Consider the following 23,371-nt stretch of genomic DNA (forward strand, 5'->3'; position numbering starts at 1 on the left):
TACTCCCGATCCGACGAACGATCAGAGCCGCTGCCCCACCGCCAGTCGGTCGCGCAAGCTCTTCGGCCGAATGTCGGTCCACTCCCGCTCGATGTACTCCAGGCATGAGGCGCGATCGGCCTCACCAAAGACCACTCGCCAACCCGCCGGGACATCAGCAAACGTCGGCCACAGACTGTGCTGCTCTTCGTCGTTGACCAGCACGAAGAAAGATCCATTGTCGTCATCGAACGGGTTGGTGCTCATGGTGCTCCCAAAAGAATTGACGCTCAAGATAATTGGGCTTTGCTATTTCCGCGCCGCCCGTGGGCGAATGCTACATGCCCACGCTATGTCTACAAACGGGCGTCAATAAACTGGCCCCGGCGCGCCGCGATCGAGCAATCCGTCCGAAATCACCGATGCTGTAACGAATTTCGCGACATTCTTTGCCTGATGCCAATGACGGTACCGACTTCGCTGGCCGTGCCACCCAATTGGCATTTCCGACAGTTAGCTGATTCCGTCGAAACGGTATTCAGGCGGGAAATGTGCCAGTGGACGCCTGGCGAAACGCGGTTTCGGCGGGAGGCGAGTTAAACCACCGCGGCCGAGCCGCGAATCAGACCACCGCGGCCGAGCCGCGAATCAGACCATGGCGCGGCGGCCGGCCAGGGCCCGGCCGAGCGTCAGCTCATCGGCGAACTCGAGGTCGCCACCCATCGGTAGACCCGACGCGATGCGCGTCACCGATAGCCCCGGAATGTCCCGCAGCATGCGCACCAGGTACGTGGCAGTGGCCTCGCCCTCGGTGTTGGGGTCGGTCGCGATGATCACCTCGACGATGTCCACACCGTCGACCCGCTGCCCAATCCTGTTGAGCAGCTCACGAATTCGCAATTGATCCGGCCCGACCCCGGACAACGGATCCAGCGCCCCACCCAGGACGTGGTAACGCCCGCGGAATTCGCGGGTGCGCTCCACCGCCTGTACGTCCTTGGGCTCCTCGACGACACACACCAACGTGCCGTCGCGGCGCGGGTCGCTGCAGATGCGGCACCGGTCGTCATCGGACACGTTGCCGCACACCGCACAGAACTTGACGCCGTCGCGCACCCGGTTCAGCACTGCGGTCAGCCGGTCGATCTCCGGCGGCTCGACCGACAACATGTGGAACGCGATGCGCTGGGCACTCTTCGGACCGATACCCGGCAGCTTGCCGAGCTCGTCGATCAAATCCTGTACGGGTCCTTCAAACACATCAGAACCCGGGCAGGCCCATGCCCTGCATGCCGCCGGCCAGCGGGCCGAGGCGCTGCTGCGCCATCAGCGTCACCTGCTCGGAGGCGTCGCCAAGGGCACCCACGATGAGATCCTGCAGCGTCTCGATGTCATCGGGATCGACGACCTTCGGGTCGATGGTGAGCGCGGTGATCTCACCGCTGCCCATCATGGTGACCTTGACCAGACCACCGCCGGCCTGGCCGACCACCGACGAGGTGGCCAGCGATTCCTGCGCCGCCATGAGCTGCTGCTGCATCTGCTGCGCCTGCGCAAGCAGCGCGGACATATCAGGCTGGCCACCGGGTTGCATGGTGATCCCCTCAGATTTCGATGATCGGGTTTACGCGCCAGCCTAGTCGCCCGACAGAAAGTCGGGCGACCGACTGGCCGCGAAAAAAATCTGCGCGCGCCGAAGGCTCAGCCTTCGATGACCTTCTTCAGGTTGCCCAACACCTCGTCCTGGATCTTGCGCAGGCCCAGCGGGGCGAAGGTCTTCTCGAAGAAGCCGCCGATACCGCCGGCACCCTGCCACGCGGTCTTGACGGTGACGGTCGAGCCGGTGCCCGCCGGGGCCACGGTCCAGGTGGTCACCATCGACGAGTTGGCGTCCTTCTCGATGACGCTCTTGCCCGCGACGTCGACCGTGGCCTTCACCTCACGCGAACGCTTCTTGGTGGCCTGCAGCTTCCAGGTGGCGACGGTGCCGGCACCCTGTCCGCCTTCGAGCACCTGGTACCCGCTGTAGTTCGACGAGAGGATCTTCGGGCGCACCGTCTGGTAGTCGGAGACCGCGGCCAGCACTTTCTCCGGCTCGGCGAGAATCAACACGGTGCTGGACGCACTGACCTGTCCCATCAGGCAAAACTCCTGTTCGTATGGCATCACTGTGCGGTCGCGAGGACCGCTGTCTCGGACTAGCGTATAGGTGTGACAGCTGTCACGACCGACACGCAGGCCGCCCACGAGGCGGCCGTTCAGCGACTGCTGGACAGCTACCGCGCCATCCCGCGGGGCAAGACGGTGCGGTTGGCGAAGCCGACATCGAACCTGTTCCGGGCGCGGGCGCGCACCAAGACCAAGGGCCTGGACGTCACTGGACTCGACGGCGTACTCGCGGTCGACACCGAGTCCCGCACCGCGGACGTGCAGGGCATGTGTACCTACGAGACGCTGGTGGCGGCGACGCTGCCGTTCGGCCTGGCACCGTTGGTCGTGCCGCAGCTCAAGACCATCACCCTCGGTGGCGCGGTGACGGGGCTGGGCATCGAGTCGACGTCGTTCCGCAACGGCCTGCCGCACGAGTCCGTGCTGGAGCTGGACATCCTCACCGGCGCCGGTGAGCTGGTCACGGCATCCCCGGACACCCACTCGGATCTTTTCCATGCCTTCCCGAATTCCTATGGGACGCTCGGCTATTCGGTGCGGCTGCGCATCGAACTGGAACCGGTGCGGCCGTTCGTCAAGCTGAGGCACCTGCGCTTTCACCGCGTGGCCGACCTGGCCGACGCACTGCAGCGCATCCTCGACACCGGCGGATATGACGGCGTCCAGGTCGACTATCTCGACGGCGTCGTGTTCGGCCCCGACGAAAGCTACCTGTGTCTGGGGATGAAGACCGGAACCGACGGCCCGGTCAGCGATTACACCGGCCAGCACATCTTCTACCGCTCCATCCAGCACGACTCCGGAGAGCGGCACGACCGGCTGACCACCGGCGACTATCTCTGGCGCTGGGACACCGACTGGTTCTGGTGCTCCGAGGCGTTCGGCGCGCAACGTCCGCTCGTGCGGCGGCTGTGGCCCCGCCGGTACCGGCGCAGCAGCGTGTACTGGAAGCTCGTCGGTCTGGACCAGCGATTCCACATCGCCGACCGCATCGAGCGGCACAGCATCCTTGCCCCGGATCAGCCCGTGCGCGAGCGGGTGGTGCAGGACGTTGAGGTGCCGGTCGAGCGCGTCGTCGACTTTCTCGAGTGGTTCCTGGCGCACGTGCCCATCACCCCGATCTGGTTGTGTCCGTTGCGGTTACGCGGCGACACTCGTTGGCCCCTGTATCCGATCGAGCCCCACCGCAGCTACGTCAACCTCGGGTTCTGGTCATCGGTCCCGGCCGGACAGGTGGCCGGCGAGACGAACCGGCTGATCGAGGACAAGGTCGACGAGTGTGGCGGCCACAAATCCCTGTACTCCGAGTCGTTCTATTCGCCCGAGGATTTCGACCGGCGCTACGGCGGCGCGGAGTACCAGAAGGTCAAGGACGTTTACGACCCCGAATCGCGGCTATTAGGTCTCTATGCGAAGGCGGTACAACGGCAATGACGACAACTGACGACCGCGGCACGACCGACGGCAAGCTGACCCTGGCCGAGGTGCTGGAGAGCTTCTCGAGCGGTCGGCTGCCCCTGAAATTCGAAGCGTACGACGGCAGTTCGGCCGGCCCCGAGGACGCCGAACTGGGACTGAATCTGCTCACGCCACGCGGCACCACGTACCTGGCGACCGCACCCGGCGACCTGGGCCTGGCGCGCGCCTACGTCGCGGGTGACCTCGCGGCCCTCGGCGTCCATCCGGGCGACCCGTACGAGCTCATCAAAGCCCTGGGCGACAAGGTGGAGTTCAAGCGTCCGCCGCTGCGGGTGCTGGCGAACATCGTGCGGTCCATCGGATTCGAACACCTGATGCCCATCGCCCCACCCCCGCAGGAGGCGCTGCCGAAATGGCGCCGGATGGCAGAAGGGCTGCGGCACAGCCGAATCCGAGACGCCGAGGCCATCCACCACCACTACGACGTGTCGAACGCCTTCTATGAGCGGGTGCTCGGCCCGTCGATGACGTACACGTGCGCGTGCTACCCGCACCCGGACGCCACGCTCGAGGAAGCCCAGGAGAACAAGTACCGGCTGGTGTTCGACAAGCTGCGGTTGCAGCCCGGCGACCGGCTGCTCGACGTCGGCTGCGGCTGGGGCGGCATGGTCCGGTACGCCGCCCGCCACGGTGTCCAGGCCGTCGGGGTGACGCTGTCCGCGGAGCAGGCCGACTGGGCCCAGCGCGCCATCGCCGACGAGGGCCTGGCCGACCTCGCCCGCGTCCTGCACGGCGACTACCGCGACGTGCGGGAGGGGCACTTCGACGCGGTGTCCTCGATCGGCCTGACCGAGCACATCGGCGTCGCCAACTACCCGGCGTACTTCCGGTTCCTGCGCGACCGGCTGCGCCCCGGCGGGCTGATGCTCAACCACTGCATCACCCGGCCGCACAACCACGCCGGCAGCATCGGCGGATTCATCGACCGCTACGTCTTCCCCGACGGGGAACTCACCGGCTCGGGCCACATCATCGCCACGGCCCAGGACGCCGGGCTGGAGGTGCTGCACGAGGAGAACCTGCGCCAGCACTACGCCCTGACGCTGCGCGACTGGTGCGCCAACCTGGTGCGGAACTGGGACGACGCGGTCGCCGAGGTCGGCCTGGCCACAGCCAAGGTCTGGGGCATGTACATGGCCGGTTCACGCGTGGGCTTCGAGACCAATGTGGTTCAGCTGCACCAGGTTCTGGCCGTCAAGCTCGACCAACACGGCGCCGACGGCGGGCTGCCGCTGCGGCCGTGGTGGACGCCCTGATTACTCCCCGATCGGCCGGGCGCCCAGCTCGCTCTTGAGCAGTTCCAGCGCCACTTCTTCGGGATCGCGCCGTGGCACGTCCGTGCCGCGGTCGTTGGCGGCGTCGGCCAGCATGTCCTCTTCTTCGGCGCGCTCCACGGCCGCCTGCTGCTCGGGCGTCGGGGCCGCAGCGCGTGGCGCCGACGCGGCAGGGGCGGCCCCCACCGCACCCGCGGGCGCGGCACCGGCGTCGCACCGCACCCGCCAGTTCACCCCGAGCGCGTCCTTGAGCGCCTCGCGGATGACGTCCGCGTTGTGCTGCTCACTGAGTCGTTTCGCCAACGGCGGGGCCGGGTGTGCCAGCACCAGGGTGTCGCCCTCGATGCCGCGGACCGTCGCCTCCATCAGCATGGCTTCCAGCGACCGGCTGCGGGCACGGACCTTCTCGCGCACCGTCGTCCACATGGCCCGCACCGCGGCCGCATCGGGCTCACCGGGCGTCCCCGCCGCAGCCGCGGCCGGCTGCTCGGGCGCCGGGGCTGCCGGTTCGGCAGCCGGTGGCGCGACGGGTTCTGGTGATGTTTCACGTTGAACCGGCGCGGGTTCGGGGGCCGGACGTGGCTCGGGCCGGGGAGCGGGCGGCGCCGGGGGCGCCGGAGCGGGCTCGGGTTCCGGCGCCGAAACCGACTGCGACGCTTGACTTCTCCGCATGAACTGCCGATTGCTCGCCGCGGCAGATGCGGCAGATGCGGCCGACGGAGCAGGCGGGGCGTCGGCGAACGACTCGGCAACAGGCGCCGCAGCCGGGGTTGGTGCCGGGGTAGGTGCCGCCACGGGCGCTTGCCGCGGCGCAGCAGCGACCCCGCCCTCAGACGCCGGGATCGAGACATTCATCCGGGTCTCGATGCGCTCGATCCGTTGCAGCAGAGCGGCTTCGGTGTCGCTGGCAGACGGCAGCAGCAGCCGGGCACACACCACTTCGAGCAGCAGCCGGGGTGCCGTCGCGCCGCGCATCTCCCCCAGCCCGGCGTGCATCACCTCGGCATAGCGGGTCAGCGTCGCGGTGCCGATCTGGGCGGCCTGGTCCCGCATGCGCTCCATGATGTCCTCGGGGGCGTCAACCACACCGCGGGCCGCCGCGTCCGGAACTATTTGCAGCACAATCAAATCCCGGAAGCGCTCCAGGAGATCGGTACCGAACCGCCGCGGATCGTGGCCGGCGTCGATCACCGACTCCACGGCCCCGAAGAGCGCCGCACCGTCGCCGGCGGCCAGCGCGTCGACGGCCCGGTCGATCAGCGCCATGTCGGTGGCACCCAGCAGCGACAGCGCCCGCTGATAGACGACGCGATTCTCCTCGGCGCCGGCCAGCAGCTGGTCGAGCACCGACAACGTGTCGCGGGGCGAACCGCCGCCGGCGCGGATGACCAAGGGGTACACGGCGTCGTCGACTTGTACGTCTTCTTGCGCGCAGATCTTCTCCAGCAGGCCGCGCATGGTCTTCGGCGGCAGCAGCCGGAACGGGTAGTGGTGGGTACGCGACCGGATGGTCGGCAGCACCTTCTCCGGCTCCGTGGTGGCGAACACGAAGATCAGGTGCTCCGGCGGCTCCTCGACAATCTTGAGCAGCGCGTTGAAGCCGGCATTGGTCACCATGTGCGCTTCGTCGATGATGAAGATGCGGTAGCGCGACTGCGCCGGTGCGTAGAACGCCCGGTCCCGTAGTTCACGGGTGTCGTCGACGCCACCGTGGCTGGCCGCGTCGAGCTCGACGACGTCGATGTTGCCCGGCCCGTTGGGCGCCAGCGCCACGCACGAATGGCACTCGCCGCACGGGTTGGCCGTCGGGCCCTGCTCGCAGTTCAGTGAGCGGGCCAGGATGCGCGCCGACGACGTCTTACCGCAGCCACGCGGCCCGGAGAACAGGTAGGCGTGGTTGATCCGGCCCGCTTCCAGCGCGTTGCACAGCGGCTCGGTGACGTGCTCCTGCCCGACAACCTCAGCGAAACTTGCCGGTCGGTACTTGCGGTAGAGAGCCACGGGAGAAGGCTACCGAGCGGGTCCGACTGATGCTCTGCTGCCCGTTGACTGCGAATCCACGCACACCGTCACTCGCGGACAGCGCGTGCGAAGAGCCAATCGGCCAGACTGGCCGGCGTGGCACTCTTCGGACGCTCAGGTGATGTTTCGTATGACGATCTGCTGAACCGGATCGCCGATCTGGAGCGCCGGGTCGCGATCTTGGAACGTGCCGGCCACGGCGGCAGCGTGAGCCCACCTCCGCCGGCCGGACCGCAGCCGTCCGGAGGCGCGGGGATCAGTCAGGAAGTCTGGCGGCTGGCGTCCGCCGGACAGAAGATCCAGGCCATCAAACGCCTGCGCGAGGAAACCGGGATGGGCCTGAAAGAAGCCAAGGACGTCGTCGACCGGCTATAGGCGGCTACCAACCGGCCACAGCCTCCGCGAACCTGACCTGGTGGCGGAAAAACCGCTCGCAAATCGCCGTGCAGTCAGGGTCGCCGAGCCCGACCATCACAACTCAATTGACCCTGCGCCTGCACACACCGCTACTCGAACGATTGCGCCCTGGATGCAGGATCAACTCCAACTCAGCGCGAAGAACCGTTGACCCTGACGTGGCGGCGCACCTCACTCGCACAATTGCGCCCTGAGTACAGGGTCAACGCGGAAGCCACGTCACCGACAAGGACCTCAGTCCTTCAGCAGCACCTCGGTCGCAGCCAGCAGCGCGCACGTCGCCAGCCCGTCGATGGCGACCCGCAGGTCGGGCAGTGACGGGAAGGTCGGTGCGATCCGGATGTTCTTGTCCTCCGGGTCCTTCTTGTACGGGAACGACGCGCCGGCCGCGGTCACCGCGATGCCGGCATCCTTGGCCAGGGCCACGGTCCGCTTCGCGGTGCCCGGCCACACATCCAGGCTGACGAAGTAGCCGCCCTTGGGGTCGGTCCACGATGCGATCTTCGACTCGCTAAGCCGGTCGTCGAGAATCTCGGCAACCGCCGCGAACTTCGGCGCCATCAGCGCCTGGTGGCGCTGCATGTGCAGGCGTACGCCGTCGGCGTCGCCGAAGAACCGGACATGCCGCAGCTGGTTGATCTTGTCCGGGCCGATGGTCTTCTTCTCGGCGTGCTGCAGGTACCACGCGATGTTGCCGAGCGAGCCGCCGAAGAAGCTGACCCCGGCGCCGGCGAAGGTGATCTTGGACGTCGAGGCGAAGACGTACGGCCGGTTCGGGTTGCCCGCGGTGGCGGCCAGGCCGACGATGTCGATGTTCGGTACCGATTCGTGTGTCAGCGTGTGCACGGCGTAGGCGTTGTCCCAGAACAGCCGGAAATCCGGTGCCGCCGTTTGCATCTGCACCAGGCGCCGGGTGACCTCCCAGGAGTAGGTGACGCCGGTCGGGTTGCCGAAGACCGGGACGCACCACATGCCCTTGATCGCCGGGTCGGCAGCAACCAGTTCCTCGATGAGGTCGACGTCGGGGCCGTCCTCGAGCATCGGCACGGGGATCATCTCGATGCCGAAGCTCTCGGTGATCGCGAAATGCCGGTCGTACCCGGGCGACGGGCACAGGAATTTCAGAACGGGTTCCTGGACCCACGGCCGCGGCGAGTCGACGCCGCCATACAGCAGCGAGAACACGATGACGTCGTGCATCAGCTCCAGGCTGGCGTTGTTGCCGGCAATCAGGTTCGACACCGGCAGGCCGAGCAGTTCACCGAAGATGGCCCGCAGCTCGGGCAGACCATGGAGGCCGCCGTAGTTGCGGGTGTCGACACCATCGGCGGACCGATAGTCCTCGCCGGGCAGGCTCAGCATCGCGTTCGACAGGTCGAGCTGCTCCGCCGACGGCTTACCGCGGGTCAGGTCGAGCGTCAGGTTGCGGGCCTGCAGTTCGGCGTAATTGCGCTGTTGCAGATCGTGCTGAGCCTGCAATTCGTCACGGCCGAGGGACAGAAACGACACGGCGCGCCTTTCGCATCAGATCGCGAAAACATAGGGGACCCCGCGCACCCGCCAGAGCCCATTGACCCTTGCTGCCTTCCGGCCCTGGGGGAGTTCACAGGATGGACGCCGCGCGGGGTCCGGCCATGAGTGTAGTACCCACCCAGTGGCACGCCGGTAGGGCGTCGGATTCCGGTCGGGTACCCTTGTCGACGGAGGATTCGCCTAGTGGCCTATGGCGCTCGCCTGGAACGCGGGTTGGGTTAACAGCCCTCAGGGGTTCAAATCCCCTATCCTCCGCACTCGGTCCGGGGTGCGACCAGCTGATCAGCAGGTCGCACCCCGGACCCACATCGAAGCAAGACCTCAAGGAGCAGCATGCGGCGGCCGGTAGCGATCCTTTGGCACGCGTCGTTCCTGGTGCTCGCCGGGCTGTTGTACTTCTTCTTCGCGCTGCCTCGCTGGAATGAGCTGACCGGCGACTGGTCGCACAGCCTCGGCACCTCGATGCGCATCGTGTGCGGCCTGCTCGTCGCGTTGTCGGCACTGCCGGTCCTGTTCACCCGCCAGCGCACCGCCCTGCCCGAGTACGCCACCCCCGAGTTGGCGCAGTCCTTGCGCACCTGGTCGATCGTCCTGCACATCGTGGCCGGCGTCCTGATCATCGGCGCTGCCATCAGCGAGATCTGGCTGACCCTGGATCAGGCCGGCACCTGGCTGTTCGGTATCTACGGCGGCGCGGCCGGCCTGGCCCTGCTCGCTGCCCTGGCCTTCTACCTGGCCTTTGTCGCCGAACTGCCGCCGCCGCCCCCGGCGCCGCTGAAGGTCAAAGAGGGCACGCGCCGCGGCCGCGGCAAGGACGACGCGGCCGGCGACGAGGCCCCCGCCGTCACCGCCGAAGCCGACTCCGAGTCCGACGAAGACGCGGCCGAGGCAGCAGAGACCGACGACGCCGGTAACGCCGACGAAGCCGAGTCCGATGAAGCCGCCAAGACGTCCGGCGAAGAGACCGCCGACACCAACGAGGACGAGGCTGAAGAAAAGGCGACTGATGACGCCCCCGCCGGTAAGCTGCGCAACCGTCGCTCCGGCAAGGGCTCCGGCTTGTTCGGGCGCGGAGCCTAAGGGCCTACCTTCAGGGCCATCACCTCGCAGTCCGGAGGACAGCACATGGGCGGGTTCCGCTTCTGCGGTCGGTTCGGCACCGCGGTCACCGCGGCAGCTGTTGCCATGGCCACCATCAGCCTTGCCCCGCTCTCCCACGCTGACCCGTCCGCGGCCGACACCGTCGAACCGGCGACCGCACGCGTCGACACCGTCATCAACTACCAGCACGCCATCGGCGCCGGGACCGGCTTCGTCCTGGATTCCAACGGTGCGCTGCTGACGAATTTCCACGTCGTGCAGGGTGCCGACAAGGTGACCGCGACCGTCGGGGGGCGACCGTTCCGCGCGGATCTGGTCGGCTACGACCGGCACCGCGACATCGCCGTGCTGCAGTTGCGCGGCGCAGCCGACCTGCCGGTGGCCTCGCTGGGCGACTCGTCGACGTTGGCTGTCGGCGACGAGGTCGTGGCGCTGGGTAACGCCGACGGCAGCGGCAGCTCACTGACTCACGAGGCCGGCCACATCATCGGGCTGAACCGCACCATCACTGCCAGAGATGAGCTGACGGGCAGTTCTGAGCAGGTGACGGGCCTGATCCAGTTCGCGGCCCCGGTCCGGGCCGGTGATTCGGGCGGCCCCTTGGTCTCCACCGACGGCCGGGTGGTCGGGATGACGGTTGCGGCGACGCTGAACTTCCGCATGGGCCCGGGCGGCGAGGGCTTCGCGATCCCGATCAACGAGGCGCTGGCGACAGCCGCACAGATCCGGGCAGGTACGGCGTCGAACAACATTCACATCGGGCAGCCGACGCTGCTCGGTGTCGGGGTGGGCGGCACCGATGAGCACTCGCAGCTGCCCGGCGTGCTGATCCGCGATGTGATCAGCGGCGGGCCCGCGCAAATCGCCGGCATGGTTCCGGGCGACGTGCTGGTGAGCATCGACGCCGTCACCGTCAGCTCGGCCGGCGCGCTCACCAGCGTGCTGGACCGGCACTACGCGGGTGACGTCGTCGAACTGTTCTGGATCGACCGCGCGGGCCAGCAGCACACCGCCAAGACCACGCTGACGGCCTGACACGCAAACTTCTGGCAACAAATTCGACTAGCTCGTCAAAGTAGCTGGCTACAGGTGTTAACCGGGTGCTTACCCGTATGACAATTTGCCACCGCTCCGCGGCGTCCCTTAATGGCGTTCCGCTGGCCAGTGAAGCCCTTGGCGGGGGCCGCATCGAGGGTTAGATTGGCGACATCAGAGACGGAATGAGCCTTCGGTCACAGCTGTTCACGCGGCGGTTACCCGGTCAAAGGGAGTAGCCAGGTGGTCCACCTCTACGTGGAGGCGTACACAGCCATTTGGGCTGTGGTGACACTGGCGACGTATCTCCTCGGCCGCCGATTCAGCAACGACGAACGGCCGGACCACCAAGCCCTCACCAGCGTGCTGGCCGGAGCGATGTGGCCCGTCGTCGTGGTCGGCGTCCTGGAAGCGTTCACCGTTGCACTGATGTCCGGCAGCCACGCCTGGCGCGACCCGGCCCCCGTCGAGCCGGCCTACGTCGCCACCGTCGCGCCGCTGACGTAGCGCTCAAGCCACCCCGCGCAGGTGGGACGCGGATGCCCCAATGCTGGCGTGGTCCTCGCCGATCATGGTGTGCAGCAGCGCTTTCTGCTCACGCGATCCACGGTCTGCAGCGCGGTCCGAACCGCCCGGCAGGACCAGCGCCGCGATGCTGCGGACGCCGTTGACGGGGATGCGGAGCAACGGATACCACGGCGGCATGTAGGCCGGCAGGCCCAGCGTGCGCATCACCCGAGGCCCCAGGAAGGCCGTCGTGACCGACAGGTGCTGCGCCCAGGCCAGCCGCCGGCGAAGGCCTGCCGCACCGCGGTAATGCCAGGTCAGCGGGTCGCGTGCCATGGGTACCGACAGCTGTTTGGTGGTCTCGTCGGAGACCGCCAGCGCGGTGGACGTGTGATAGAGGATGCGGACGCTGTCGCGGAAGGACCGCGGCAGCCATTCGTCCTGCACACCCATCAGCCAGCCCACGTACCGGGTGAGGTGAGCGATGCTGCTCAACTCGGCGGGGGTGGCCACGATGCCCATGGCCAGGCCACCGAGGGTCGGCGCGATCAGCGCACCGACCAGCGTGGCCGCCATGTCGGTCTGATTGACCGGCAGGCCCCACTGCTCGGCGCGCCAATCCGGCAGCGCCTGCACGTGCCTGCGCACCATGGCATGGACGAACCGGACACGGATCGTGGACCGGTACCCCGAACCGAACTTGTCCAGCCCACCGGCAGCGATCACGTCGAGCGCCCATTGCATGGTCTCGGCGAACCGCTGGTTGGAGCCCTTTTCCAGGGCTCCGGTCCGCAGCAGGGTCTGGTTGAACCCGGAGAACTGGTAGCCGCCCAGCAGTGCCACATCCCGCGCGATGTACATGCCGTCAGCGCCGCCACGACGCAGCGCCCGCTGCCCGATCCGCAGCGCTTCGTGGTCAACCCAATCGGGCGTGGCCTCGATCGATTCGAAGAACTGACGCAACGGCTCCGGTGCCTCCGGCACGCTGGCGATACCGTCGGCAAGCGCGCGGTCGAACAACGGCCGCAGCTGTTTGGTCCCCGCCTCCGACATCCAGGCGACCAATGAATCCATGGGCTCGTCGCCGGCGTTGAGTCGCTCACCCAGCCGCTGCCACCCCGCCGAATCGGGTTTCCCGATGGCCAGCATGGTGGCGAACGAACTGATCGCCGCGGGTACCGGTTGCGGCCGGTCGGGATGGCGTGCCGGGATCGGCAGGGACATCGGGCTCAACTCCTGGTCATCATTGACAACGTATGTAGTCAAAACTAGGCGGTACCCGGGGTCTCGTCAATGGCGAAACGGATGCGAGCGCATAGGCTGGCCCTCATGTGGCGGGGAGAACAGTCCAAGCAGCACGGTCGGAACACACTGGCAGCCGCGATCACGGCGCTCGGAATCGGCGCCGGCGTCGCACTCGGCGCGGCACCGGCCGCCACGGCGGCGGACGCCCCCGATCAGGTGGCGATGACGACCATCGACGACATCGCGGCCGGCAACTACGCCGCGGTCAGCGCCCGGTTCGACCCGGAGCTGCAAAAGAAGCTGTCGGTCAAGGCATTACAACAGGTGTGGGACAGCTACCAGCGCACGTTCGGGGCATACCAATCCCACGGCGGCCCCGAGGACACGCCCCGCGGCGACCTCACCGTGGTGAACATCCCGCTGCAGATGGATCGCATGCCCGGCCAGTTCCGGGTCAAGATTCATCCTGACGGCACCATCGCGGGCGTCTACTTCCTCCGGGAAGGTGTGCCGGTCCCCTGACCGTCAGGGCAGGCGCGGGTCGATCAGCGTGACTCCGACGGGGCTGGCGGCACCGAACTCCGGCAGCAGGCGCGCGCCTTCGGCCAGCCCGACCACCCGCTCGACCAGCGTCTGCGGGCGCAGCGTGCCCGCGGCGACCAGATCCAGCATCTCGGGGTAGTCGGCGCTGGCCATGCCGTGTGAGCCCAAAACGTCCAATTCCCAGGCGATTACGCGGTCCATGGGCACCTGCGGATGCCCGTCGATGTTGGGTAGCAGGCCCACCTGGACGTGGCGCCCCTGCCTGCGCAGGCTGTGAATCGCGTCGGCACACGTGCCCGCGGTGCCCACCGCGTCGACCGCGACGTGGCTGCCGCCACCGGTGATGTCGTGTACCGCTGTGGCCACGTCGGCGCCGTTGGCGAGCACGGTTTCGGTCGCGCCCAGACTGCGCGCCAGTTCCAGCGCGGCCGGGGTGCGGTCGACGGCGATGACCTTTGCACCGGCAGCGGCTGCCACCTGGACGGCACTCAGCCCCACACCGCCGACGCCGATCACCGTGACCCACTCGCCCGGCCGGACGTCGGCACGGGCCCGCAGCGCGCGGTACGCGGTGGCGAACCGGCACCCCAGCGCCGCCGCCGCGGCGTCATCGATATCTTCCGACACTGCAACAAGATTCGTGTCCGCTGCATGCAGGGCCACGTATTCACCGAATGAGCCCCAATGGGTGAAACCCGGCTGGGTCTGGTCAGGACACACCTGCGCCTGACCGCCGGCACACCATTCGCAGCGGCCGCAGCCACACACGAACGGCGTGGTGACCCGATCACCGACGTGCCAGCGCCGGACGTCGGCGCCCACCGCGACCACTTCCCCGACCAGTTCATGTCCGGGTACGTGTGGGAGTGCGACGCCGTCATCGTGCCCGGCCCAGGCATGCCAGTCGCTGCGGCACAACCCGGTCGCATGCACCTGGACCACCACACCCCCGGGCGACGGCGCCGGGTCGGCGACGGTCCGGACGTCCACCGGCCCGCCGAATTGCTCGAAGATCACCGCACGCATCAGGCCATCGTCCCAAGCGGCAACGGCGGACCCGCGACGCACCCCGATTGAGGGCGCCGATATGCACTGTTCAGGGTGCAGAGAGGTAGCCCACTGAGCTACGATGCCGAGCGGATGTTTCTTCCTAACATCCGCTCTACATGAGAGAAGTTGGTATATGCCACAGGGAACTGTGAAATGGTTCAACAGTGAGAAGGGCTTCGGCTTCATCACTCCCGACGACGGGTCCAAGGATCTGTTCGTCCATTACTCGGAGATCAAGAGCAACGGTTTCCGCACCCTCGATGAGGGCCAGCGGGTCGAGTTCGAGGTCGGCCAGGGCAGCAAGGGCCCGGCTGCGACCGGAGTCACCGCGGTCTAACTGAGCTGCAACGCTCAGTGGGCTGGTGCGGAACGCTTCGCACCAGCCCTCAAAGTCTTTCTTGACACTGTCGTACGGATGTCCAGGTTGCTGACCTGGACATCCGTCCGATGGCGTACCTAGCGGAGTTCTCCGGCCAGGTACTGCTGCTTGACCCGTGCGCGCTGCCGCTTGCCGCTGATCGTCCTCGGAATCGTGGTGCTCGGCGTGTGCGGCGGCGTCGTCCTCGCCACCGCTGCACTCGCCGCGGTGCTCATGCCGCGGGCGGTGCGACCAGTTGTGCCTGTCTAAAGCCAGCCGAGCGCACGCGCGCCGTTGTGGAGCACCATCGCGCCGATGACGACCATGATCACGGCCATCAATGCGGCGTTGTTCTTCTCCATCCAGTCTTTGAGCCGCCGCATCGTGTCATCGAGCCGAGCACCGGCAATCGCGTAGGCCAGGGTCGGAATCGCCACTGTCGATGCGGCGACGATCACGAAGAAGGCCGCTGCCAACCAGTCACCTTCGAGGCCGAGCCCTGCGGTGCCGATCGCCAATCCCGCGGGTACACAGATCAATACGACATCCGGGCGCACCACGACCAGCGCCGCACCCATCGCTGCCGCACGCGCCGGGGTGACGGTCGCGATCTTCTTCATCCAGCCCGGAGAGTCAGCGCTGTCGCCGCGCGTGAACCAGCGATAGATGCCGAAGACGATGAGCCCGGCACCCAGCACGACTCGCAACCATGACGCCCAACTCGGTGGCGACTTGTGCACGTCGCTGAGCATGTGCGAGGCCTGGACGCACACCGCGATCACCGCAGCCAAGCCGACCGCCCAGCCGGCGAGAAACGCCAGTCCCGTCGGGCGGGGCCGCGGGGCCTGCAGGACCAACACCGCCGGGATGACGGTGATGGGCGACAGTGCCACCACCAGTCCGAGCGGAACGAGCCCGGTCAACACGGTGCCCCAGCTTCCAGTCATGGGCAGCAATCTACCCAGTGGATCGCCCCGGAGCCCGCACGATCGTCAATATGCGCCGATGTACGATCTCAGCGAACTTGTTCGATCATTTATGGCTACCAAATGGCGGTCACCGGTAGGTTGCCATTTACTAGCCGATATTCACACTGAGGAGGTGTCATCATGCGACGACAGCAAAATATTTCAGCCTGCGTCAGCGACTCATCGGGACACCAGGTGAATACCCGCCCGCTGCACGGAAAGCCACTCCGCTACCTCGCCGTGCTGGCATTTTTGATCTCGACAACGGCACTTGGCTGCGGGACCGACGATCTGCAGGCACTGCCCAGCCCGCAGGGCGCGGCGCACACCTGCTCACCGTAGGTCCCGGTCTTTGCTCGGCTGCACCCGCTTGGGCTCCCCCGGCATCTTGGGATAATTCGGCGGGTACGGCAGATCCGCCAGCCCCCGGTCCTCGTCGGCCTGCACCATCTCCAGCAGCGGCTCCAGGGAATGCGCGACGTCGTCGATGCCGGCCCACGGATCATCGCGCTGCGAAAGCAGATTCGGCACGGTGGCCATGGTGTAGTCGTCGGGATCGGCGTCGGCGAGCTCAGCCCAGGACAGTGGCGTCGACACCGTGGCGATCGGAGTCTTGCGCACCGAGTACGCCGAGGCGAAGGTCCGGTCCCGGGCGTTCTGGTTGTAGTCGATGAACAACCGCTCGCCGCGCTCTTCCTTCCACCATGACGTCGTCACCGCCTCGGGCGCGCGCCGCTCCACTTCGCGGGCCAGCGCGATACCGGCCCGGCGCACGGCGATGAAGTCCCAGTCCGGCTTGATCCGGACGAAGACGTGGACGCCTCGACCGCCGGAAGTCTTGGGATAACCGGTCAGGCCGAGCTCGTCGAGGATCGGCTTGAGCACACCGGTCGCGATCTCCCTGGCCTCTTTGAAGCCGGTGCCCGGCTGCGGATCGAGGTCGATCCGCAGCTCGTCGGGATGCTCGACGTCCGGGCAGCGCACCTGCCACGGATGCAGCGTGATGGTGCCCATCTGCGCGGCCCAGATGATGGCCGACGGATGTGTCACCTTGAGTGCGTCAGCGGTGCGGCCTGACGGGAAGGTCACCGTGCAGGTCTCGAGATACTCGGGATGCTTTACCGGAACCCGCTTTTGGTAGATCTCTTCACCCTCGATGCCATCCGGGAAGCGCTGCAGATGGGTGGGCCGGTCCCGCAGCAGCGTCACCATCCGGTCGGCGACGGCCAGGTAGTAGTCGACCATCGTGCGCTTGGTGCCCTTGCTGCCCAGCTGCGGGAAGTACACCTTGTCGGGGTTGGTGAACCGGACCGCGACGCCGTCGACGTCGAGTTCTTCTGCGGCGCTTGCCATCAGCTCTTCTCCAGGACGTCGTACAGGTCGTAGTTCAGCGGCACGTCAAGCTGATCGAAGGTACAACTCTCGGGATCCCGGTCCGGGCGCCAGCGCCGGAACTTCACCGTGTGCCGGAATCGTCTGCCATGCACGGTGTTTCCCTCCATCTGGTCATACGCCACCTCGCACACCTTCTCCGGGCGGATCGGAATCCAGGTCTTGTCGGCCGCCGAATTCCAACGGCTCGGCTCGCCGTCCTGCGCGTCACCGGTGGCCAGCGGCTCCAGTTCGGCCAGCAGCGCAATCCGGTCTTTGACGCTGAAAGACGCTGCGCCACCGACCATGTGGAGATTACCGTCGCTGTAGAGGCCCAGCAGGATCGACCCGATGCCCTCACCGCTCTTGTGAATGCGGTAACCGATGGCCACACAATCCGCATCGCGGGCGTGCTTGACCTTGACCATCTCCCGCTTGCCCGGCAGGTAGGCGCCGTCGAGGCGTTTGGCGATCACACCGTCGAGCCCGGCCCCCTCGAATGTCGTCAGCCAATGTGCGCCCTGCTCGGGATCCTCGGTGGTCCGCGTGACATGGCACCACTGCTTCTCACTCACCAGGTCCTGCAGCGCGGCCCGGCGGACGCGGAACGGCTCGGCGAGCAGACTGCGGTCGCCGTCGGCCAGTGCGTCGAATCCGATGAAGTGCGCCGGCGTCTGTTCGGCCAGCATCTGCACGCGGCTGGCCGCGGGATGGATGCGCTGGCTCAGCGACTCCCAGTCCAACCGGATGCGGCCGTTGATCTCCCGTGGCACCACCACCTCGCCGTCGAGCACGCAGCGCGGCGCGATCTCGTCCCGCAACGCCGCGAGCAGTTCAGGGAAGTACCTGCCCAACTCCTTGCCGTTGCGCGATTGCAGCACCACCTCGTCGCGGTCCCGGAACACCAGGGCGCGGAACCCGTCCCATTTGGGCTCGTAGGACCACAGCCCGGCCTCGTCCGGCACTTTCACAGCGGCCTTGGCCAGCATGGGGTCTATCGGTGGCTGCACGGGTAAGTCCACGGTTTCCATACTCACGTAGACCGGCGCGGGTGGGCAATCTCATCGCGCGGCGCGTTACATTGCGGTCGTGTCCCATTCCCCCGCCGGCCGGTTCGCGCCGAGCCCGTCCGCCGATCTGCACATCGGCAACGTGCGCACCGCGGTGTTGACGTGGTTGTTCGCGCGATCGACGGGTCGGCGGTTCCTGGTCCGGGTGGAGGACCTGGATGACCGCACGTTCCCCGAGGTGGCACAGCGGCAACTGGACGATCTGGCAGCCGTCGGACTGACGTGGGACGAGCCCCCCGAGTACCAGGCCTCGCATGAGGACCACTACCTAGCCGTCGTCGACGAGCTGACGGAACGCGGCCTGACCTTCGAATGTTTCTGCAGCAGAAAGGACATCCTGCAGGCGCCGCGGGCACCGCATGCCCCCGAAGGTGCGTACCCGGGCACCTGCCGCGATCTCAGCGACAACGAACGCGCCCAGCGCCGCGCCGCAGGCCGACCACCGGCCATCCGATTGCGTTCGGACACAGCCGAATACACCGTCACTGATCTGCTGCACGGCACTTACACCGGCGTGGTCGACGATTTCGTCCTGCGCCGCGGCGACAACGTGCCGGCGTACAACCTGGCCGTCGTGGTCGACGACGCCGCCCAGGGCATCGACCAGGTGGTACGCGGCGACGATCTGCTGCCGTCATCCCCGCGGCAGGCGTATCTGGCTGCGCTGCTCGGCTATTCACAGCCGGTCTATGCCCACGTCCCGTTGGTGCTCAACGCCGACGGCAAGCGGCTGGCCAAACGCGATGGCGCCGTGACAGTTTCGGAGATCGGCGCGGAATCCGCGTTGGCACAGATCGCGGCGTCGCTGGGCTACACCGCGACGACTCTCGACGGCATGCTGGCCGAGTTCGATCCAAGCCAACTACCGCGCGACGCGTGGATTTTCCGGCCATAGCCACGCCGAGAGTGTGGCTTTCCGAGACGAAACGCCGCCAAAACCGCGTAAAGTCCCACGCTCGGCACAGCCAGGGGCCTACACCCGCCGCGGCACTCCAAAGACCTTGGCCAGCAAGAACCCGCGCACTGATGCGGGGATATTCGTCATCAGCGCAGCCTGAAGCTTGGGCCCCAATCCGACGATATACCGCGCCTTGGGCCGCCGTGCGGTGAGCGCTTCCTCCACCACCGCAACGACTTTCGCCGGGTCGACGGCCATCTTCTGCGACAGCGGAATCATCTTCTTCATGCCGGCGATGTGCCGGTCGTACAGCGCGTGGTGGTCGGCCGAGGTGGCGGTCTCCAACTCGACGACCATGTCGTCGGCCTTGCGCCACATGTCGGTATCGGTCTGCGCGGGTTCCACGACCACCACAGGAACGTCCCAGGGCCGCAGTTCGATTCGCAGTGCTTCGGCGCCCGCCTCCAACGCGAACTTCGACGCCGCATAGGCACCCAACATCGGCGCCGACAGCTGGCCGTTGACACTGGAGATGAACACCACCCGGCCGCGCGACTCCCGCAATTTGGGTAGCACCGCCGCGGTCACGGCGAACTGGCCAACCACGTTGACGTCCAACTGTTTCCGCCAGTCCGCGGGCGTCAACGTCTCCACGGGACCGGCGACCACGATGCCCGCGTTGTTCACCACCGCGTCCAGTCGGTCCGGCAGAGCCGCCGCCAGTGCTTCGACGTCATCGTCGGAAGTGACGTCGAGAATCACGGCTGAGATCCGCTGCGGGGCCAGCGCCACGACCGCGGCGGCGTCCGCCTTGGAGCGCACCCCGGCGATGACGTCCCATCCGGTCGCGGCGAGATGCTGGGTGATGGCCAGCCCGATGCCACGTCCGGCACCGGTGACGAGAACTGAAGGCATACGCGCGAGGGTAGCCGGGATCAGACGGAGACCGGCAGCGTGGCCAGGCCCCGCAGGGTCAGGTTGGGCTTGTAGACGGGCTCACCCGCCAACTGCGCGTGCGGGAATCGGGCCGCCAGCGCCGACAGCGCGACAGTCGCCTCCAGCCGGGCCAGCGGCGCACCGAGACAGAAGTGTGGACCTTTGCCGAAGGCGAGATGCTTGATCACCCCGCGGTCCGGGTCGAATTCGCCGGGCCGGTCGTACATGCGTGGATCGCGTTGCGCGGCAGCCAGCAGCAGCATCATGATGTCGCCCTTCGGCACCTCGACGTCACCGATCTGAATGTCCTCGACGGCGACGCGGCTGGTCAGCTGCACCGGAGGATCGAAACGCAGCGTCTCCTCGACGATCGCCGACGCCCGCGAGGAATCCGCCGCCAACGCCGCCCAGTGCTGCGGGTGCCGCAGCATGGCCAGCGCCGCGTTGGCGATCAGGTTCACCGTCGTCTCGTGCCCGGCGATCAGCAGCAGATTGCAGGTCGCCACGATCTCTTCGGAGGTCAGCTGGTCGCCGTCCTCTTCGGCGGCGATCAGTGCCGAGATCAGGTCCTCTCCAGGCGAGCTACGCCGTTCCTCGATGAGATCGCGCAGATACCCACGCAGCCACAGGCCGGCCTCCATCAGGTCGGCGGTGTCGTCGGCCGTCTCGTCGTTCACCGCAACGAAGGGGTCCAGCCCGCCCGCCAGTAGTGCCGACGCCCGGCTGAACAGCGGCTCGTCCGCCATCGGTACCCCGAGCAGCCGGCAGATCACCGCGACCGGCAGCGGATAAGCCAAGTCGGCCACCACATCGATCGTGCCCGTCGCGCCCTCGAGCAGCCCGTCCACCATCGTCACGATGTCGGCCTCGAGTGCCTTGATCACCTTCGGCGCGAACGCCTTCTGCGCCAGCCCGCGCAGCCGGGTGTGATCCGGCGGATCGAGGAACAGGAAGCCCGGTTCGCCGAACGGCCGGGCCTGCCGCTGGCCGGCGGCGATCTGCTTCTGCGACACCGTCGACTTCAACCGGTCGTTGGCCGAAGCCGGGTGCCGCAGCACCTCGTCGCACTCGGCGAAGCCCGGAAACACCACCAGATTCGCGTCGGGCATCGCCAGCGGGCCGCAGTCCAGGAATCGTTCGTACAGCGGGTACGGATCAGCCCGATTGCCCGGATCCATCAACCCGAGAAGCAGCGTTTGCGGGTCGATCACTCCGGGTGCACCAGTCATCCCGCCATTGTCCACGAGTCCGCGTCGGTGCAGGTGGCTCGCTATTTGGTGCCGTAATAGCGGCCCAGCACGTGGTCCCGCAGCTCGTCGAATTCCCCCGCACCGATCGCGGCGCGAATCTGGTCGATGAGCCGGATGATGAACCGCTCATTGTGGATCGTGCCCAGCGTGGACGCCAGAATCTCCTTGGCCTTGAACAGATGGTGTAGATACGCGCGGGTGTAGTTGGCGCAGGTATAGCAATCACATTCGGCGTCAATGGGATTGAAGTCGCGCTTGAACCGGGCGTTGGTGACGTTGAAGCGGCCGGTCGCCGAGTACATCGCGGCGTTTCGGGCAACCCGCGACGGCGACACGCAGTCGAAGGTGTCGGCACCGGCCTCGATGGCGGCGAACAGATCGTCGGGCTCACTGATGCCGAGCAGATGCCGGGGCTTGTCGTCGGGCAGTTCGTCGGTGACCCAGCCGACGATCGTCGCCAGGTTCTGCTTCTCCAGAGCGCCACCGATGCCGTAGCCGTCGAAGCCATGCCCGTCCTCGTCGACGATCCCGACGAGCCCCTTGGTGGCCTGCCGGCGCAGGTCCTCGTACTGCGCTCCCTGCACCACGCCGAACAGCGCCTGAGCCGGCTTGCCCGCGCGTTCGATGCTCAAGCGACGGTGTTCGGCCAGGCAACGCACCGCCCACCGGTGGGTGCGTTCCACCGAACGTTCTTGGTAGGCACGGGTATTCACCAGGGTGGTCAGCTCGTCGAAGGCGAAGATGATGTCCGCGCCCAGTTGGTGCTGAATGCCGATCGACACCTCAGGCGTGAAGCGATGCTTGTCGCCGTTGAGGTGCGAGCGGAACGTCACCCCGTCCTCGTCGACGTGCGCCAGTCGTTCCTTGCCTTCGGCGATGATGTCGTCGGCCTGCAAGCGGGCCGTGTCCATGGCCAGCACTTTCTTGAAACCCACGCCGAGTGACATCACCTGGAAGCCGCCGCTGTCGGTGAACGTCGGACCGGGCCAGTTCATGAAGGCGCCGAGACCACCCGCCTCGTCCACCACATCGGGACCGGGCTGGAGGTACAGATGGTACGCATTGGCCAGAAGCGCCTGCGCCCCAAGTTCTTTCATGGTCTCCGGCAGGACGCCCTTGACCGTGGCCGCGGTGCCGACGGCAATGAACGCCGGGGTCTGGATATCACCGTGCGGGGTGTGGATCACCCCGGCACGGCCACGCCGGCCCGGCAGCTGTGCGGTGACCTCGAAGAACTGCTGATTCACCGCTGTATTCAATCAATTCCCCGGCCCGACACCCGAATGCCGGCTGACGACGCGGAAACAAACAGGTCAGGACGGTTATAGGGATTTTCTGTGAATACCATGAACAGTCGCTTGGCGAACCCCATAATGCACTGGATGACCCGCCGTTCGGGACGGTTCGCATTACAAAGGAGCACAAGTTATGAAACGTGGTTTGGTTGTCGCGGTCGCAGGTGCCGCGGTTCTGGCCGCCGGCCTGACCGGCTGTTCCAAGGATGACAAGAAGTCCACCGGTTCCTCGGCCACCGCTTCGGCTTCGGCATCATCGGCCGCTGGTAACTCCAGTGCAGGCTCCGGCACCGCGAAGGTCAGCATCGACGGCAAGGCCCAGGACGTCCAGGGCCAGATCGGCTGCACCACGGCAGCCGGCAACGTGGTCATCGCCATCGGCAACGCCTCGGGCGGCCTGGGCGTCACCCTGACCGACGCGGACCCGCCGGTCGTCAAGACCGTCGGCCTGGGCAGCGTCGGCGGTATCACCCTGGGCTACACCGACGGTGTGCCCGGCGGCGAAGCCAAGGCCACCAAGGACGGCAAGACCTACAAGATCAGCGGCACCGCGACCGGTGTCGACATGGCCAACCCGATGGAGCCCGCCAAGAAGCCCTTCGAGATCGAGGTGACCTGCCCCTAGCAGGTACCCGCACAGCACGGGTGGTGTTCCGGTTCGCCGGAACACCACCCGTTCTGCGTTCGGCGGGAAGTTGCAAATTCCCGTCTAAAGCCCTGGTCCCGGGAGTAGCGTCCGGTTCACGCCTAGGGCGTGTCTCCCGAATGTGAGGGTGTTATCGGCGACGATTGATCGGTGACACGGATGGATGTGATTTCTGACGAGTTCTGGGCTGTCGTGGAACCCTTGATGCCCTCGCATGAAGGCAAG

26 protein-coding genes, 1 tRNA gene and 1 other RNA gene are annotated in these 23,371 nt (G+C 66.9%); 12 read left to right on the forward strand and 16 right to left on the reverse strand.

Translation table 11 applies throughout. From position 1 onward, the window contains the following. Window positions 1-21 precede the first annotated feature (21 nt). From TL10_RS18875 to TL10_RS18890, 4 genes are all read right to left on the reverse strand, one after another. Window positions 22-246 (reverse strand): MbtH family protein, encoded by a 225-nt coding sequence (locus tag TL10_RS18875; protein WP_043399539.1) that lies wholly within the window; start codon window positions 244-246, stop codon window positions 22-24. A gap of 381 nt (window positions 247-627) precedes the next feature. Beyond that, the gene (gene recR / locus TL10_RS18880; RefSeq protein WP_043399537.1) at window positions 628-1,239 is read right to left on the reverse strand and encodes a recombination mediator RecR; all 612 of its coding nucleotides are present in this window, start codon (window positions 1,237-1,239) and stop codon (window positions 628-630) included. A 1-nt stretch (window position 1,240) separates the two neighbouring features. Next, window positions 1,241-1,573, reverse strand: coding sequence for a YbaB/EbfC family nucleoid-associated protein (locus tag TL10_RS18885; RefSeq protein WP_029119043.1), 333 nt, complete (start codon window positions 1,571-1,573; stop codon window positions 1,241-1,243). 107 nt (window positions 1,574-1,680) lie between these two features. After that, window positions 1,681-2,118 carry an SRPBCC family protein gene (locus TL10_RS18890; RefSeq protein WP_043399530.1) on the reverse strand — a complete coding sequence of 146 codons (438 nt, stop codon included), beginning with the start codon at window positions 2,116-2,118 and terminating at the stop codon, window positions 1,681-1,683. Window positions 2,119-2,190: 72 nt separating this feature from the next. Between TL10_RS18890 and TL10_RS18895 the strand changes: the two genes are divergently transcribed. Together TL10_RS18895 and TL10_RS18900 are read left to right on the forward strand one after the other, a co-directional pair. Beyond that, a complete protein-coding gene (locus TL10_RS18895) occupies window positions 2,191-3,582 on the forward strand; it encodes an FAD-binding oxidoreductase (RefSeq protein WP_043986829.1) in 1,392 nt (463 codons plus the stop codon). Next, window positions 3,579-4,883 (forward strand): class I SAM-dependent methyltransferase, encoded by a 1,305-nt coding sequence (locus TL10_RS18900; protein ID WP_043986830.1) that lies wholly within the window; start codon window positions 3,579-3,581, stop codon window positions 4,881-4,883. Before TL10_RS18895 ends, TL10_RS18900 begins: the two co-directional genes overlap by 4 nt. Here the strand turns inward: TL10_RS18900 and TL10_RS18905 are convergent, their stop codons facing one another. Next, window positions 4,884-6,902: a DNA polymerase III subunits gamma/tau gene (locus TL10_RS18905; protein WP_043986831.1), complete on the reverse strand. Its 2,019-nt coding sequence runs from the start codon at window positions 6,900-6,902 to the stop codon at window positions 4,884-4,886. Window positions 6,903-7,019: 117 nt separating this feature from the next. On the opposite strand from TL10_RS18905, the gene TL10_RS18910 reads away from it, so the two are divergent. Further along, window positions 7,020-7,298 carry a ribosomal protein L7/L12 gene (locus TL10_RS18910; protein ID WP_043986832.1) on the forward strand — a complete coding sequence of 93 codons (279 nt, stop codon included), beginning with the start codon at window positions 7,020-7,022 and terminating at the stop codon, window positions 7,296-7,298. A gap of 276 nt (window positions 7,299-7,574) precedes the next feature. On the opposite strand, the gene TL10_RS18915 is transcribed toward TL10_RS18910, so the two are convergent. After that, complete coding sequence (locus TL10_RS18915) at window positions 7,575-8,849, reverse strand: aspartate aminotransferase type Ic (RefSeq protein WP_043402888.1); 1,275 nt, start codon at window positions 8,847-8,849, stop codon at window positions 7,575-7,577. Between the two features lie 28 nt (window positions 8,850-8,877). Beyond that, window positions 8,878-8,974, reverse strand: an RNA gene (gene ffs, locus TL10_RS30240) — signal recognition particle sRNA small type. 68 nt (window positions 8,975-9,042) lie between these two features. Here ffs and TL10_RS18920 point away from each other — a divergent pair. The 4 genes from TL10_RS18920 to TL10_RS18935 all read left to right on the forward strand — a co-directional run bounded on the left by TL10_RS18920 (window position 9,043) and on the right by TL10_RS18935 (window position 11,516). Further along, window positions 9,043-9,128: transfer RNA gene (locus TL10_RS18920), tRNA-Ser, on the forward strand. Between the two features lie 78 nt (window positions 9,129-9,206). Continuing rightward, entirely contained in the window at window positions 9,207-9,953 is a 747-nt protein-coding gene (gene lucA, locus TL10_RS18925) for a lipid uptake coordinator LucA (RefSeq protein ID WP_043986833.1), read from the forward strand. 45 nt (window positions 9,954-9,998) lie between these two features. Beyond that, on the forward strand, window positions 9,999-11,009 hold the full coding sequence (locus tag TL10_RS18930; protein ID WP_043402882.1) for a S1C family serine protease: 1,011 nt from the start codon (window positions 9,999-10,001) through the stop codon (window positions 11,007-11,009). Window positions 11,010-11,252: 243 nt separating this feature from the next. Next, the gene (locus TL10_RS18935) at window positions 11,253-11,516 is read left to right on the forward strand and encodes a hypothetical protein (protein ID WP_043402880.1); all 264 of its coding nucleotides are present in this window, start codon (window positions 11,253-11,255) and stop codon (window positions 11,514-11,516) included. Window positions 11,517-11,519: 3 nt separating this feature from the next. Here the strand turns inward: TL10_RS18935 and TL10_RS18940 are convergent, their stop codons facing one another. Continuing rightward, a complete protein-coding gene (locus tag TL10_RS18940; protein ID WP_043986834.1) occupies window positions 11,520-12,740 on the reverse strand; it encodes an oxygenase MpaB family protein in 1,221 nt (406 codons plus the stop codon). Window positions 12,741-12,845: 105 nt separating this feature from the next. Here TL10_RS18940 and TL10_RS18945 point away from each other — a divergent pair, with 105 nt between their 5' ends. Further along, window positions 12,846-13,283: a DUF3887 domain-containing protein gene (locus TL10_RS18945; RefSeq protein WP_043402877.1), complete on the forward strand. Its 438-nt coding sequence runs from the start codon at window positions 12,846-12,848 to the stop codon at window positions 13,281-13,283. A 3-nt stretch (window positions 13,284-13,286) separates the two neighbouring features. On the opposite strand, the gene TL10_RS18950 is transcribed toward TL10_RS18945, so the two are convergent. Then, window positions 13,287-14,330 carry a zinc-binding dehydrogenase gene (locus TL10_RS18950; RefSeq protein ID WP_043986835.1) on the reverse strand — a complete coding sequence of 348 codons (1,044 nt, stop codon included), beginning with the start codon at window positions 14,328-14,330 and terminating at the stop codon, window positions 13,287-13,289. 157 nt (window positions 14,331-14,487) lie between these two features. Between TL10_RS18950 and cspE the strand changes: the two genes are divergently transcribed. Continuing rightward, window positions 14,488-14,691, forward strand: coding sequence for a transcription antiterminator/RNA stability regulator CspE (cspE, locus tag TL10_RS18955; RefSeq protein ID WP_043402873.1), 204 nt, complete (start codon window positions 14,488-14,490; stop codon window positions 14,689-14,691). Between the two features lie 119 nt (window positions 14,692-14,810). Here cspE and TL10_RS31275 read toward each other — a convergent pair whose 3' ends face one another. Then, window positions 14,811-14,948, reverse strand: a complete 138-nt coding sequence (locus TL10_RS31275) for a hypothetical protein (protein WP_157850377.1) — start codon at window positions 14,946-14,948, stop codon at window positions 14,811-14,813. A 30-nt stretch (window positions 14,949-14,978) separates the two neighbouring features. After that, on the reverse strand, window positions 14,979-15,659 hold the full coding sequence (locus tag TL10_RS18960; protein WP_043986836.1) for a GAP family protein: 681 nt from the start codon (window positions 15,657-15,659) through the stop codon (window positions 14,979-14,981). A 162-nt stretch (window positions 15,660-15,821) separates the two neighbouring features. On the opposite strand from TL10_RS18960, the gene TL10_RS30990 reads away from it, so the two are divergent. Then, window positions 15,822-16,022 carry a hypothetical protein gene (locus TL10_RS30990; RefSeq protein ID WP_131630766.1) on the forward strand — a complete coding sequence of 67 codons (201 nt, stop codon included), beginning with the start codon at window positions 15,822-15,824 and terminating at the stop codon, window positions 16,020-16,022. On the opposite strand, the gene ligD is transcribed toward TL10_RS30990, so the two are convergent. Continuing rightward, complete coding sequence (gene ligD / locus TL10_RS18965; RefSeq protein WP_043986837.1) at window positions 16,014-17,033, reverse strand: non-homologous end-joining DNA ligase; 1,020 nt, start codon at window positions 17,031-17,033, stop codon at window positions 16,014-16,016. The two genes, TL10_RS30990 and ligD, sit on opposite strands and share 9 nt — an antisense overlap. After that, window positions 17,033-18,082 (reverse strand): ATP-dependent DNA ligase, encoded by a 1,050-nt coding sequence (locus tag TL10_RS18970; protein WP_043986839.1) that lies wholly within the window; start codon window positions 18,080-18,082, stop codon window positions 17,033-17,035. The genes ligD and TL10_RS18970 overlap by 1 nt, the downstream gene beginning before the upstream one ends. A gap of 58 nt (window positions 18,083-18,140) precedes the next feature. Between TL10_RS18970 and gluQRS the strand changes: the two genes are divergently transcribed. Next, window positions 18,141-19,016, forward strand: a complete 876-nt coding sequence (gene gluQRS, locus TL10_RS18975; RefSeq protein WP_043986840.1) for a tRNA glutamyl-Q(34) synthetase GluQRS — start codon at window positions 18,141-18,143, stop codon at window positions 19,014-19,016. Between the two features lie 78 nt (window positions 19,017-19,094). Here the strand turns inward: gluQRS and TL10_RS18980 are convergent, their stop codons facing one another. Genes TL10_RS18980 through tgt form a run of 3 tightly spaced genes read right to left on the reverse strand, consistent with a single transcriptional unit; the run spans window position 19,095 to window position 22,452 of the window. Beyond that, the gene (locus TL10_RS18980) at window positions 19,095-19,934 is read right to left on the reverse strand and encodes an SDR family NAD(P)-dependent oxidoreductase (RefSeq protein WP_043986841.1); all 840 of its coding nucleotides are present in this window, start codon (window positions 19,932-19,934) and stop codon (window positions 19,095-19,097) included. Between the two features lie 20 nt (window positions 19,935-19,954). Further along, window positions 19,955-21,184, reverse strand: coding sequence for a cytochrome P450 (locus TL10_RS18985; RefSeq protein WP_043986842.1), 1,230 nt, complete (start codon window positions 21,182-21,184; stop codon window positions 19,955-19,957). A gap of 41 nt (window positions 21,185-21,225) precedes the next feature. Then, on the reverse strand, window positions 21,226-22,452 hold the full coding sequence (tgt, locus tag TL10_RS18990; RefSeq protein WP_043402852.1) for a tRNA guanosine(34) transglycosylase Tgt: 1,227 nt from the start codon (window positions 22,450-22,452) through the stop codon (window positions 21,226-21,228). 181 nt (window positions 22,453-22,633) lie between these two features. Between tgt and TL10_RS18995 the strand changes: the two genes are divergently transcribed. Then, complete coding sequence (locus tag TL10_RS18995; protein ID WP_043402849.1) at window positions 22,634-23,125, forward strand: lipoprotein LpqH; 492 nt, start codon at window positions 22,634-22,636, stop codon at window positions 23,123-23,125. Window positions 23,126-23,371: the final 246 nt, after the last annotated feature.

It is taken from the genome of Mycolicibacterium llatzerense, from assembly GCF_000878195.1.
Lineage (GTDB): Bacteria > Actinomycetota > Actinomycetes > Mycobacteriales > Mycobacteriaceae > Mycobacterium > Mycobacterium llatzerense.

Excerpts from the sequence above, each read along its gene's own strand:
- TL10_RS18875 (WP_043399539.1), bottom strand. The coding sequence starts at position 246 with ATGAGCACCAACCCGTTCGATGACGACAATGGATCTTTCTTCGTGCTG.
- TL10_RS18885 (WP_029119043.1), bottom strand. The coding sequence starts at position 1,573 with ATGCAACCCGGTGGCCAGCCTGATATGTCCGCGCTGCTTGCGCAGGCG.
- TL10_RS18890 (WP_043399530.1), bottom strand. The coding sequence starts at position 2,118 with ATGGGACAGGTCAGTGCGTCCAGCACCGTGTTGATTCTCGCCGAGCCG.
- TL10_RS18900 (WP_043986830.1), top strand. The coding sequence starts at position 3,579 with ATGACGACAACTGACGACCGCGGCACGACCGACGGCAAGCTGACCCTG.
- lucA (WP_043986833.1), top strand. The coding sequence starts at position 9,207 with ATGCGGCGGCCGGTAGCGATCCTTTGGCACGCGTCGTTCCTGGTGCTC.
- TL10_RS18930 (WP_043402882.1), top strand. The coding sequence starts at position 9,999 with ATGGGCGGGTTCCGCTTCTGCGGTCGGTTCGGCACCGCGGTCACCGCG.
- TL10_RS18940 (WP_043986834.1), bottom strand. The coding sequence starts at position 12,740 with ATGTCCCTGCCGATCCCGGCACGCCATCCCGACCGGCCGCAACCGGTA.
- TL10_RS18945 (WP_043402877.1), top strand. The coding sequence starts at position 12,846 with ATGTGGCGGGGAGAACAGTCCAAGCAGCACGGTCGGAACACACTGGCA.
- TL10_RS18950 (WP_043986835.1), bottom strand. The coding sequence starts at position 14,330 with ATGCGTGCGGTGATCTTCGAGCAATTCGGCGGGCCGGTGGACGTCCGG.
- cspE (WP_043402873.1), top strand. The coding sequence starts at position 14,488 with ATGCCACAGGGAACTGTGAAATGGTTCAACAGTGAGAAGGGCTTCGGC.
- TL10_RS31275 (WP_157850377.1), bottom strand. The coding sequence starts at position 14,948 with ATGAGCACCGCGGCGAGTGCAGCGGTGGCGAGGACGACGCCGCCGCAC.
- TL10_RS18960 (WP_043986836.1), bottom strand. The coding sequence starts at position 15,659 with ATGACTGGAAGCTGGGGCACCGTGTTGACCGGGCTCGTTCCGCTCGGA.
- TL10_RS30990 (WP_131630766.1), top strand. The coding sequence starts at position 15,822 with ATGCGACGACAGCAAAATATTTCAGCCTGCGTCAGCGACTCATCGGGA.
- ligD (WP_043986837.1), bottom strand. The coding sequence starts at position 17,033 with ATGGCAAGCGCCGCAGAAGAACTCGACGTCGACGGCGTCGCGGTCCGG.
- TL10_RS18970 (WP_043986839.1), bottom strand. The coding sequence starts at position 18,082 with ATGGAAACCGTGGACTTACCCGTGCAGCCACCGATAGACCCCATGCTG.
- TL10_RS18980 (WP_043986841.1), bottom strand. The coding sequence starts at position 19,934 with ATGCCTTCAGTTCTCGTCACCGGTGCCGGACGTGGCATCGGGCTGGCC.
- TL10_RS18985 (WP_043986842.1), bottom strand. The coding sequence starts at position 21,184 with ATGACTGGTGCACCCGGAGTGATCGACCCGCAAACGCTGCTTCTCGGG.
- TL10_RS18995 (WP_043402849.1), top strand. The coding sequence starts at position 22,634 with ATGAAACGTGGTTTGGTTGTCGCGGTCGCAGGTGCCGCGGTTCTGGCC.